This window comes from Bacillus sp. D7-8, assembly GCF_052055895.1.
Lineage (GTDB): Bacteria > Bacillota > Bacilli > Bacillales > Bacillaceae > Bacillus > Bacillus velezensis.
The window spans coordinates 1,319,751-1,332,050 of the sequence record NZ_CP179922.1; the positions used below are offsets into that span (position 1 = coordinate 1,319,751).

11 protein-coding genes and 1 pseudogene are annotated in these 12,300 nt (G+C 44.8%); 9 read left to right on the forward strand and 3 right to left on the reverse strand.

Annotation, left to right across the window (positions count from 1 at the left end):
* Positions 1-126 (reverse strand): hypothetical protein, encoded by a 126-nt coding sequence (locus ACKTRM_RS06940; protein WP_023356867.1) that lies wholly within the window; start codon positions 124-126, stop codon positions 1-3.
* 99 nt (positions 127-225) lie between these two features.
* Here ACKTRM_RS06940 and ACKTRM_RS06945 point away from each other — a divergent pair, with 99 nt between their 5' ends.
* The 9 genes from ACKTRM_RS06945 (at position 226) to ACKTRM_RS06985 (ending at position 10,995) form a co-directional block, all read left to right on the forward strand.
* Positions 226-1,191, forward strand: coding sequence for a LacI family DNA-binding transcriptional regulator (locus ACKTRM_RS06945; protein WP_012117425.1), 966 nt, complete (start codon positions 226-228; stop codon positions 1,189-1,191).
* A gap of 50 nt (positions 1,192-1,241) precedes the next feature.
* The gene (gene glcT, locus ACKTRM_RS06950; RefSeq protein ID WP_012117426.1) at positions 1,242-2,108 is read left to right on the forward strand and encodes a glucose PTS transporter transcription antiterminator GlcT; all 867 of its coding nucleotides are present in this window, start codon (positions 1,242-1,244) and stop codon (positions 2,106-2,108) included.
* A gap of 230 nt (positions 2,109-2,338) precedes the next feature.
* Positions 2,339-4,435 carry a glucose-specific PTS transporter subunit IIBC gene (gene ptsG / locus ACKTRM_RS06955; protein WP_007409599.1) on the forward strand — a complete coding sequence of 699 codons (2,097 nt, stop codon included), beginning with the start codon at positions 2,339-2,341 and terminating at the stop codon, positions 4,433-4,435.
* A 96-nt stretch (positions 4,436-4,531) separates the two neighbouring features.
* Positions 4,532-4,798 (forward strand): phosphocarrier protein HPr, encoded by a 267-nt coding sequence (locus tag ACKTRM_RS06960; RefSeq protein ID WP_003154654.1) that lies wholly within the window; start codon positions 4,532-4,534, stop codon positions 4,796-4,798.
* Positions 4,798-6,513, forward strand: a complete 1,716-nt coding sequence (ptsP, locus tag ACKTRM_RS06965; protein WP_012117427.1) for a phosphoenolpyruvate--protein phosphotransferase — start codon at positions 4,798-4,800, stop codon at positions 6,511-6,513. The genes ACKTRM_RS06960 and ptsP overlap by 1 nt, the downstream gene beginning before the upstream one ends.
* A gap of 87 nt (positions 6,514-6,600) precedes the next feature.
* Positions 6,601-6,840, forward strand: coding sequence for a transcriptional regulator SplA domain-containing protein (locus ACKTRM_RS06970; protein ID WP_003154646.1), 240 nt, complete (start codon positions 6,601-6,603; stop codon positions 6,838-6,840).
* Between the two features lie 84 nt (positions 6,841-6,924).
* A complete protein-coding gene (splB, locus tag ACKTRM_RS06975; RefSeq protein ID WP_007611071.1) occupies positions 6,925-7,953 on the forward strand; it encodes a spore photoproduct lyase in 1,029 nt (342 codons plus the stop codon).
* A gap of 126 nt (positions 7,954-8,079) precedes the next feature.
* Positions 8,080-10,047 (forward strand): methyl-accepting chemotaxis protein, encoded by a 1,968-nt coding sequence (locus tag ACKTRM_RS06980; RefSeq protein ID WP_012117428.1) that lies wholly within the window; start codon positions 8,080-8,082, stop codon positions 10,045-10,047.
* Between the two features lie 81 nt (positions 10,048-10,128).
* On the forward strand, positions 10,129-10,995 hold the full coding sequence (locus ACKTRM_RS06985; protein ID WP_003154640.1) for an NAD(P)-dependent oxidoreductase: 867 nt from the start codon (positions 10,129-10,131) through the stop codon (positions 10,993-10,995).
* A 553-nt stretch (positions 10,996-11,548) separates the two neighbouring features.
* On the opposite strand, the gene ACKTRM_RS06990 is transcribed toward ACKTRM_RS06985, so the two are convergent.
* Both ACKTRM_RS06990 and ACKTRM_RS06995 read right to left on the reverse strand, forming a co-directional pair.
* A complete protein-coding gene (locus ACKTRM_RS06990) occupies positions 11,549-11,938 on the reverse strand; it encodes a hypothetical protein (protein ID WP_012117430.1) in 390 nt (129 codons plus the stop codon).
* Positions 11,939-12,154: 216 nt separating this feature from the next.
* Positions 12,155-12,286: pseudogene (locus tag ACKTRM_RS06995) on the reverse strand (P-II family nitrogen regulator); the annotation flags it as partial.
* Positions 12,287-12,300 lie beyond the last annotated feature (14 nt).

The window sequence follows — 12,300 nt, forward strand, 5'->3', positions numbered from 1 at the left end:
TTAAATGAAAAAATCATCAAAATGCTGAAATGGTTTGATGTCATGCTTTTCATTCAGGGGCCGCAGGGCAAGGTAACTGCCGCCGACTATGGCCAGACACAAACCGATTAAGCAAAGAATCCCCATCGCTGTTCTTCTCCTTTCAAACGAATAGGATGTATCTGTTTCTAGCTTACTGTATGAAACGCATTCCAGATCAAGGGAAAAAAAGAAAGGGGGGACGCCATGGCTACGATCAGAGACATTGCCGGCGCTGCCGGGGTTTCTGTTACAACGGTATCAAGAGTTTTAAACGATCATCCTTATGTAAGTAAGGACAAAAGAGAAAGAGTGAAAAAAGCGATGCAATCGCTCGGATATACGCGCAACATTCATGCTGTACATTTATCCAAAGGTTTTTCCGATATGATCGGCGTTGTGCTTCCGTCGGTGAATCTTCCGTATTTTGCGGACCTTGTTGCAGGTATTGCCGAGGCTGCCGAAGCGTCAGGCGTGCATCTTTCTTTATACCAGACAGATTATCAGCAGCAAAAAGAACGTTTTGCCTTATCACAGTTACAGGAGCGCCAAGTGGACGGCCTGATTATCTGCTCCAAAGCAATTCCTGATGAACATCTGCTTATCGTGAAAGAACCGCTCATCCTCTGCCAGTACACTGATGCGGCAGGGCTTTCCTCCATCAGTAATCCGCATCGGGAAGCATTTCGGCACGGTCTGGATTATCTGATAGAAAAAGGACACCGGAAAATAGCGATCAGCCTGGCCAGAAAAAAGGGAAAAAACAGTCAAGTACGCATTGCCGCATACAAAGAGGCGCTCAAGAAGATCGGGCAGCCTTACAGGGAAGAGCTGGTTGTGGAAAAGGCGCTGACGCTGCTTGACGGGAAAGCCCTTTTTCATAAATGGAAGAGCTGGGATGACAAACCGACTGCGCTGTTTGCGGCGAATGATCAAGTATCCGCAGGTCTTTACCTTGAAGCCAAGGCAAATGGGACGCGCATCCCGGAAGAGCTTGCGATTTTGAGCATCGACAATCATGATATCAGCAAGATGTTAGGTATTTCCACAATAGATATACAAACAAAAGAAATGGGAAAGCAGGCTTTTCACATGCTTGAGAACCGGATCAGCGGCGGGCCTCCGGCAAGGAAAGTTCTTGATTACCGCCTTATTGAACGATCAACCGTCTAAAAAAAGAATTGACGCGCTTTCCGTTCGTTTTGTACGATATGAGGTATTGAATGACAAAGGAGCTGAGGATCATGAAGGGGTCCTTTACAGTTGAAAAGGTATTAAATAACAATGTGCTCATCGCAACACATGATAGATACAGTGAGGTCGTCTTAATCGGAAAAGGGATCGGCTTTGGAAAAAAACAAGCGGATGTCATTGAAGATAAAGGGTATGACAAGATGTTCATCTTAAAGGATGAAAAAGAACAAAAACAATTTAAAAAGCTCCTCGGTTATGTGGACGAGACACTTGTCGACATCTCCAATGACGTCATTTATCATATCAAGAAGCGGACAAGCCAACCGTTAAATGAGCATATCCATATTGCGCTGACTGACCATATCGCCTTTGCGGTAAAGCGGCTGCAGCAGGGTTTTGACATTAAAAACCCGTTTCTCATGGAAACCGAAACGCTTTATCCGGAAGAATTCCAAATTGCCCGTGAAGTCGTCGGCATGATTAATGAAAAGACGGGAATCTGCCTTCCGGAAGGGGAGATCGGCTTTATCGCTCTGCATATCCACTCCGCCCTGACGAATCGGCCCCTTTCAGAGGTCAATCAGCATTCACAGCTGATGTCCCGGCTCGTTCAGGTGATTGAGGAATCTTTCCAGATGAAAGTGAATAAAGAAAGCGTCCACTATTTGCGGCTGATCCGGCATATCAGATTTACCATAGACAGGATTAATCGGGAAGAGCAGACAAAAGAACCAGAAAAGTTAATGTTATTATTGAAAAATGAATACCCGCTATGCTACAATACTGCTTGGAAACTGATAAAAATCTTGCAGCAAATACTGAAAAAACCAGTTCATGAGGCGGAAGCGGTTTATCTCACGCTTCATTTGTACCGATTAACCAATAAAATTTCATAATTTCAGTTGAAACCTTAAAAACGTGTCACTGATTCGATCAGGCATGAGTGATTGAGGGTAAAAAACGGGAAGAACGGTCCCGTTATTTTGCACACCCTTTTTACTCATGCCTTTTTTGTTGTGTAAAAGGGCAAATGTAAACGGTTAAACTGAAGACTTGCGCCAGTGAATTCGTTGTCATGAATTTTCGCTGTAAGGTCACACTAGCTAACAGAGGAGGTACATCTTTTATGTTTAAAGCATTATTCGGCGTTCTCCAGAAAATCGGCCGTGCTCTTATGCTTCCGGTTGCGATTTTACCGGCTGCGGGGATCTTGCTTGCGTTAGGGAATGCCATGCAGAACAAAGATATGATTCAAGTCATGCACTTCTTAAGCAATGATAACGTTCAGCTTGTGGCGAATGTCATGGAAAGCGCCGGCCAAATCGTATTTGACAACCTGCCGCTTCTTTTTGCAGTAGGGGTTGCGATCGGTCTTGCCAACGGAGACGGTGTTGCCGGAATCGCGGCTATTATCGGATACTTGGTCATGAACGTATCCATGAGCGCCGTGCTTATGGCAAACGGCAGTATTCCGTCTGACAAAATTGAACGGGCAAAGTTTTTTGCGGAAAACCATCCGGCCTATATTAACATGCTGGGGATACCCACTTTGGCGACGGGCGTGTTCGGCGGTATTATCGTCGGGGTTCTGGCCGCGTTATTGTTCAACAAGTTTTATAAAATTGAACTTCCGCAGTACCTCGGATTCTTTGCGGGTAAGCGGTTCGTCCCGATTATCACATCGATTTCCGCATTAATTCTCGGTCTTATTATGTTAGTGATCTGGCCTCCGATCCAGCACGGTCTGAATTCTTTCTCCACGGGTCTTGTGGAAGCGAATCCAACCTTGGCGGCCTTTATTTTCGGGATGATTGAGCGGTCATTGATTCCGTTCGGTCTTCATCACATTTTCTACTCGCCGTTCTGGTATGAATTTTTCAGCTATAAAGATGCGGCCGGAGACATCATCCGCGGAGATCAGCGGATTTTCATGGCTCAGATCAAAGACGGCGTACAGCTGACGGCGGGAACATTTATGACGGGGAAATATCCGTTTATGATGTTCGGTCTTCCGGCGGCAGCGCTTGCAATCTATCATGAAGCGAAGCCTGAAAAGAAAAAACTTGTAGCCGGAATCATGGGTTCTGCCGCTCTGACAAGTTTCTTAACGGGAATTACCGAGCCGCTTGAATTCTCATTCTTGTTTGTGGCTCCTATCCTGTTTGCGATTCACTGCGTATTCGCGGGACTTTCCTTTATGGTTATGCAGCTGCTGCATGTAAAAATCGGTATGACCTTCTCAGGCGGTCTGATTGACTACTTCCTGTTCGGAATTCTGCCTAACCGGACGGCTTGGTGGCTTGTCATTCCGGTCGGCTTAGGATTAGCCGTCATTTACTACTTCGGTTTCCGGTTTGCGATCAGAAAGTTCAATCTGAAAACGCCGGGCCGTGAAGAAGAGGCTGCGGATGAAGGTGCGGGCGCCTCAGGCGAAGCCGGCGACCTTCCTTATGAAATCCTGCAGGCAATGGGTGATCAGGAAAACATTAAGCACCTTGACGCTTGTATCACGAGACTTCGCGTTACGGTCAACGACCAGAAGAAAGTGGATAAGGCCCGTCTCAAACAGCTTGGCGCCTCAGGCGTTCTTGAAGTCGGAAACAATATTCAGGCCATTTTCGGCCCGCGTTCTGACGGTTTAAAAACACAGATGCAGGATATTATCGCCGGACGCACGCCGCGCCCTGAACCGAAAGTATCCGCGCAAGAAGAAGTCAGCCAGCAGGTTGAAGAGGTTATCGCAGATCCGCTCCGAAACGAGCAGGGTGAAGAAGTGTTCGCTTCTCCGATCACCGGCGAAATCCATCCGATTACCGATGTGCCTGACCAGGTGTTCTCAGGAAAAATGATGGGCGACGGTTTTGCGATTCTTCCTGAAGAAGGAATCGTCGTATCGCCTGTCCGCGGAAAAGTGCTGAATGTTTTCCCGACAAAACATGCGATCGGCCTTCAGTCTGACGGCGGAAGAGAGATCCTCATTCATTTCGGAATCGACACAGTCAGCCTGAAAGGCGAAGGATTCACTTCTTTTGTTTCTGAGGGTGACCGGGTTGAACCGGGACAAAAGCTGCTTGAAGTTGATCTTGAAGCGGTTAAACCTCATGTTCCTTCATTAATGACACCGATTGTCTTTACAAATCTTGCCGAGGGTGAAGCGATTTCCCTTTCGGCCGAAGGTACCGTAAAACGGGAACAAAAAGATATTGTGAAAATCGGAAAATAAGCATATAAATACGCCGTGCTTGTCAGATGACAAGTACGGCTGTATGATATAATATTGTGTAGTAAAATAGCTTTAATTTAAAGGAGAATGATAATCATGGCACAAAAAACATTTAAAGTAACAGCAGATTCCGGAATCCACGCTCGTCCTGCGACAGTTCTTGTACAGACTGCAAGCAAATACGATGCTGACGTAAACTTAGAATATAACGGCAAAACAGTAAACCTTAAGTCAATCATGGGCGTTATGTCTCTAGGTATTGCTAAAGGCGCTGAAATCACAATTTCCGCTTCAGGCGCTGACGAAAACGATGCTCTTAACGCTTTAGAAGAAACAATGAAAAGCGAAGGACTCGGCGAGTAATGCAAGAATTAAAAGGAATAGGCGCTTCAGCCGGAATTGCGATTGCGAAAGCATACCGGCTTGAAGAGCCGGACTTAACGGTTGAAAAGAAAAACATTGCTGATGCTGCGGCTGAAGTAAGCCGTTTTGATGAAGCGATTGTACGTTCTAAAGAAGAGCTTGAAAAAATTAAAGAGCATGCTTTAAAAGAACTGGGACAAGACAAAGCTGACATTTTCTCCGCGCACCTTTTAGTTCTGAGTGATCCTGAGCTGTTGAACCCGGTAAAGGAGAAAATCAGCACAGATTCAGTCAATGCTGAATTCGCTTTGAAAGAAACAGCTTCCATGTTCGTTACTATGTTTGAATCAATGGATAACGAATACATGAAAGAGCGTGCGGCGGATATCCGTGACGTAACAAAACGTGTGACAGGGCACCTGCTGGGCGTGGAAATTCCGAACCCGAGCATGATCTCAGAAGAGGTTGTTATCGTGGCTGAAGATTTGACACCGTCTGATACGGCGCAATTAAACCGTCAGTTTGTAAAAGGTTTTACAACTGATATCGGCGGACGCACTTCACACTCCGCGATCATGGCCCGTTCGCTTGAAATTCCGGCTGTCGTCGGCACAAAAGCGGCTACAGGGACAATTGAAAACGGTGTTACGGTAATCGTAGACGGCATCGATGGTGATGTGATCATCGATCCTTCCAGTGAAACGTTAAAGAAATATGAAGAAAAGCACAGTGCTTACCTGGCGCAAAAAGCTGAGTGGGCGAAGCTCGTCAATGAACCGACTGTTTCTAAAGACGGCCATCATGTAGAGCTTGCCGCAAATATCGGCACACCTGACGATGTAAAAGGCGTTCTTGAAAACGGAGGAGAAGCTGTAGGGCTTTACCGTACGGAATTCCTTTACATGGGACGCGACCAGCTTCCGACGGAAGACGAGCAGTTTGACGCTTATAAAACGGTTCTTGAGCGTATGAAAGGAAAATCAGTTGTCGTGCGGACATTGGATATCGGCGGCGACAAAGAGCTTCCTTACCTGCAGCTCCCTAAAGAAATGAACCCGTTCTTAGGCTACAGAGCCATCCGCCTTTGCCTTGAAGAGCAAGAAATCTTCAGAACTCAGCTTCGTGCGCTGCTTCGTGCAAGTACATACGGAAACTTAAAAATCATGTTCCCGATGATTGCGACAGTAAACGAGTTTAAACAGGCGAAAGCGATTCTTCTCGAAGAAAAAGAAAAACTCGTCGAAGCCGGCGTAGCGGTTTCTGACGATATTGAAGTCGGTATGATGGTAGAGATTCCGTCTACAGCCGTTATCGCAGATCAGTTTGCCGCAGAAGTTGACTTCTTCAGTATCGGAACAAATGACTTGATCCAATACACGATGGCTGCTGACCGCATGAACGAGCGCGTAGCTTATCTGTATCAGCCATACAATCCGGCGATTCTCCGTCTGATCACCCTTGTTATTGAAGCCGCTCACAAAGAGGGCAAATGGGTCGGCATGTGCGGAGAAATGGCGGGAGACGAAATTGCGATTCCGATTCTTCTCGGCTTAGGCTTAGATGAGTTCTCGATGAGCGCTACATCCATCCTTCCGGCAAGAACGCAGATCAGCAAGCTTTCTAAAAAAGAAGCTGAATCATTCAAAGAAACAATCTTGTCTATGAGCACGACAGAAGAGGTTGTCGCATTCGTTAAAGAAACATTCAATAAGTAATACAAAAGCCAGACGGTGTAAGCCGTCTGGTTTTTTTCATATTCGAAAAAAAGGGGGGAACAATAACTTTCAACAGGAGGGATTATCATGACAAAATCATTTGCAGCGGGGGATACGGTCTATGTGATTTACCGCAATCCGCATGCCGCCAATGTTGCCCATATTAAAGAGGCGGAGATCGTCCATCACCCGTATCATGAGGGAGAACTGTCTCTGTTTTTATACGAAACCTATCATCCGCTGGCCGAAGATGACGCGGTCTTTTCGACATATGAGGAAGCGGAAGCGCTTTACAGCGAGCTTTTTGAAGAAGACCGGTATCATTGATCAAAGGAAATGTTTACAACGCATATTCACTCTCTTTTAAACGGAAAGTAACAACATGAGAATATGTAAAGGGAGTGTCTGTCTATGCTGAAGCCGTTTGTGCCCCAGCTTGTTTATATTGAACCGAGAGCGCTCGAATACCCGTTAGGACAAGAGCTGAAGAATAAGTTTGAAAACATGGGGCTTGAGATCAGAGAAACGACATCACATAATCAAGTCCGGAATATTCCGGGAAAAAATCACTTGCAGCAATACCGGAACGCGAAATCAACATTGGTAATCGGCGTCCGGAAAACACTGAAATTCGATTCTTCAAAGCCGTCCGCCGAATATGCCATTCCATTTGCGACGGGCTGTATGGGGCATTGCCACTATTGCTACCTGCAGACGACGATGGGGTCAAAGCCTTACATCCGGACATATGTCAATGTGGAAGAGATTCTGGATCAGGCTGATGAGTATATGAAAGAACGGGCGCCGGAATTTACAAGATTTGAAGCCTCTTGTACATCTGATATCGTCGGAATTGATCATCTGACACATACATTAAAAAGAGCCATTGAACATTTCGGACAAAGCGAATTGGGACAGCTCAGATTCGTGACTAAATTTCACCACGTCGATCATTTGCTTGATGCAAAACATAACGGAAAGACTAGGTTCAGATTCAGCATCAATGCGGATTATGTCATTAAAAACTTTGAACCGGGAACTTCTCCGCTCGACAAACGGATAGAAGCCGCCGTGAAAGTCGCTAAAGCGGGCTATCCGCTCGGTTTCATCGTGGCGCCGATTTATATTCACGATGGCTGGGAGGAAGGCTATAAGGAACTGTTTGAGAAACTGGATGCGGCGCTTGATGAAGACGTTCGGCATGACATTACATTTGAACTGATCCAGCACCGTTTTACAAAACCGGCCAAACGGGTGATTGAGAAGAACTATCCGAAAACAAAGCTTGAGCTTGATGAAGAAAAGCGCAGATACAAATGGGGACGCTACGGAATCGGCAAGTATATATACCAAAAGGACGAAGAACATGACTTAAGGGAAACACTCGAATCTTATATCGAAACCTATTTTCCGAAAGCGAAAATCGAATATTTTACGTAAGGCGGAGCTGTCGGCATGACGGCTCTTTTTTTGCTGCGCCAAATGGCGGAAATTTTTGATATTTATTTCAAGATTTATTCATTTTCATGACCGAAAGACCGATATAACTCTCAGGAGGGGATGGTTATGTTTAAAAAAATGCATATCAAAATTGCTGTGTTTGTATCGGCAATGCTTATCGTAACGGTTGTTTTTTTAACGGTTTCTTCATATTTGACATTAAAGCCGATGATGACGGATGAAGCAAAACGTACGACAGAGAATGTCACCAATTCACTCGGTCAGAACATTGAGCTTCAGCTGAAAAATGATGAGACCGTATTATTGAGATTAGCAGGCGGTGAATTGTCCCGGTCTTTTCTATCAGATGGGAACAAAGAAACCGCGCGGCTTTTTAACGATGAGTTAAAACAGATCGGACAGAATGACAAATATGTCGCGCTTGCGTACGTCGGAACCGCAAACAAACAAATGTTTACATATCCAAAGGCCGATTTTGCCAAAGACTATGATCCGACAAATAGAACGTGGTATAAGATGGCGGCTGAAAAACCCGATAAGGTTGTCTGGACTGACCCTTATAAAGATGCAGTGACGGGAGACATGATCGTGACGGCGTCAAAAGCCATTCAAAACAGCGGAACCGTCGTCGGAGTGGCGAGCTTAGATCTGAAGCTGTCCTCCATTCAGAGCATGGTCAACGAGCAAAAGGTACCGTATAAAGGATTTGCGTTTTTGGCGGATGAAAACGGCTCTCTTCTGGCGCATCCGGAAAAACAGGGAAAAAATATTTCGGAAGATCAGACGTTAAAAGACATCACCACGGATAAAGAAGGCATCAAAGAGCTGCAGGGGAACATGGTCGTCTACCAAACGGTAAAAGAAACAGGGTGGAAAGTCGGAACGCAGTTTGAAAAAGATCAGCTGATGGGAGTAGCCGATAAAATGAACACGGTGAGCATTTTTATGTCACTGATCGCCCTTGTGATTACGATCGGACTCAGCTATTTCCTAGCAAAAACGATAACCGGGCCGATTCAGCAGCTGATCGCCAAAACAAACTCGGTCTCAGCGGGAGATTTAACCGTCCGCGCCCAGACGAAATCAAAAGATGAAGTAGGCGAGTTAACAAAAGACTTTAACCAAATGGTTGAAAATATGAAAGAGATGGTCGAACAGGTTAAGGCCTCCTCAGAAAATGTGTCTGATACATCTGACCAGCTAACCGTCATTTCACAAGAAACAAATGAAACGAGCGGACAAATCGCAAAAGCGATAGAGGAAGTCGCCGCCGGAGCGACAGAGCAAGCGTCAGAGGTTGAGACGATCAATGAAAAATCAGAAAATCTCTCGGTCAAAATAAAAGGAATCGCAGATCGCGCGGGCAGCATAAAACAACTCTCAAAATCTTCAGAGGATGCCAGCTACAAAGGATTGGACGCGCTCGGGCAGCTACTGATGAAGTCAAACGAAGCCAATTCAGAAACGAAAAAAGTAGAGGCAATGCTGAATGACCTGGAAGAACAAACGAAAAACATAGAAGAAGTCGTGACGGCAATATCCGCCATTTCAGACCAGACGAACCTCTTGGCGCTGAATGCGAGCATTGAAGCCGCAAGAGCGGGAGAAAGCGGCCGGGGCTTTGCCGTCGTCGCGGAAGAAGTCCGCAAGCTTGCTGAACAATCAGCTCTTTCTTCCGGCCATATCAGTGAGACGGTCCGTCTGATTCAATCTGAGACAAAAGAAGCGTCACACGCGATGATTGAGGCAAGCAGAATGAATGATGAACAAAACAGCGCAATTCATGAAACGGGTGAGGTCCTCAATCTGATTACGACGGAAATGCAGTCTCTCGTTCAAGGTATAGATCATATTTACAATGACATTCAAAAAATGAGTGAAGAACAAGCCGCGATTCAAGAAGCGATTCAAAGCATCTCCGCCATTTCTCAAGAATCTGCGGCAGCCGCAGAAGAAGTGAATGCTTCTACTGATGAACAGCTCGTTACGCTTGAAAAAGTGAAGCAATCGACTGACATGTTAAAGAGCGCGAGCGAAGATCTCATCAGCGCCATTTCTAAATTCACCTTGTAACGCGGTCTCTATCAGCCTATAATATGGTAATATAGACATGAAAGAATGATATTATGAATCGCATCATGGGAGGAAAGCGCAGTGAACAAAACGGTCGGATTTATCGGTTTGGGCGTCATGGGAAACAGTATGGCGTCGCACATTTTAGAAGCGGGCTATCCTGTTTTAGTCTACACGCGTACGAAACAAAAAGCGGAAGAGATTCTGAATAAGGGAGCGGTCTGGCAGGAGACGGTCAAAGACCTTTCAGAGAAAGCTGACATTATTATTACCATGGTCGGCTATCCGAGTGATGTCGAGGAAATCTATCTCGGCGAAAACGGCATTCTCCGGCACGCAAAAGAAGGGGCGTTTGTCATTGACATGACGACATCAAAACCGTCTCTGGCGAAAAAGATTGCGGAGAAAGCCAAAGAAAAGTCCATTCACGCCTTGGATGCACCTGTTTCCGGTGGAGACATCGGCGCGAGGAACGGAACGCTTGCCATTATGGCCGGAGGAGAAAAAGAAGCGTTTGAAGCATGCCTGCCGCTTTTCTCCGTTATGGGGGAAAACATTCAGTATCAAGGGCCGGCCGGCAGCGGCCAGCATACGAAAATGTGCAATCAGATCGCGATTGCAGCGGGAATGGTCGGAGTGGCTGAAGCGATGGCTTACGCTGAAAAATCCGGTCTGAACCCGGAACAAGTGCTGAAAAGCATTACAACCGGAGCGGCTGGCAGCTGGTCACTGTCAAATCTCGCTCCCCGTATGCTGAAAGGCGATTTTGCGCCCGGATTCTACGTGAAACACTTTATTAAAGACATGGGAATCGCCCTTGAAGAAGCGGAGCTGATGGGAGAAGAAATGCCCGGATTGGCGCTGGCCAAATCATTATACGACAAGCTTTCCGCGCAAGGTGAAGAAAACAGCGGAACTCAAAGTATTTATAAGCTTTGGGTGAAATAAAAAAGATTGCCCGAACGCGATATTTTATGGATACGAGGAAGCGAAGGCTTACGGTATTGTTGATGGTGTTTTGTAAACAATGATCTGCAAACCTTGATTCTTAGAGCCTTTAATGAAGACAGGAACTTGGCAGGGTAATGTATTAACATGTATCCGTTTATAATATTCTACTGTTTGGAATCCCCCTCGTTTGTTTGATGCAGGCTGTCTATTATAAATCAAAAGGGGGATTTCCGAATAGTTATAAGGATTAATACAACTTTCCAACAGTAGGATGTATCATGTTTGATTCAACTATGAATTCGAGTAACCCAAATGTACATAGCAATAAATCGAGTTGATTCCCGCAATTAAAACCTAATAATTGGGCATCCGAAATTGAAATTCTATAGATTAGCCTTCTAGCAAAACTGAAAAATAAAAGAGGATGTATCGTAAAAAATCCAAGAGATTTACGAAAACATCCTCGATTCAGAGATTTCATCATTACATGTTGTTTTTTGAGAATTCCAGATGAAATCAACGTTAAACCCATTTGTTAATAATATGAATTTTAATGTTGTACAGTAATATAGTGTTTCAGTTCCCCTATGTAGGTTCGAGTTCCCCAAGTCGATGCTACTTGCACATCATACTTGCCTGCTGGAATATTTTTCGTCAAAAAGCTTACTTTAAAACTGCGAATATTATGGCCATTAACATCTATAACTTTGACTAATTTTCCTTTTTTATTTTCAAGAAAAACTGTAACACCCCAGTTTAGCTCATGATTAGACATAGTACCTGTTACGACAATAGAAGTAGCGTGTTTTGAGTAAGTATTAGCATCTGTTTGGAATTTAATTGCTCCTTTTGAAGTCATGGCTAACGCTTCTGAACTGTTTGAGAAAATCCCGGATGTCAAAAGAGCAACTGTGAATAGTGTCATTACAATTTTTTTCAATTGAAACTTCCTTTCTCTATTTATTTAGAAACCCATTCAATATATTACTAAATTTTGAAAAAATATTCAACAGAAAAATAGGTAAATTCTACTTTTTATTAAATAAAGTATTACCAAAGAAGCAAAGGCTAACAAAACCAATTTAATCATCACGTTTAAGATTTTACAAAAAAGCTCCCAGCACTTATGTGCCGGGAGCTTCAAAAGTTTATAAATTTATAAAGTGTCGGGCCCTTCTTCGCCCGTACGGATGTTGATTGTGTTGGGAACTTCGTAAATAAAGATTTAGCCGCCTCCGGCTTCACCGGTTTTGAGCGCTTTTTGCACCGTCTCAGTCACTTTTTCGACAAGCAAAAGATTGC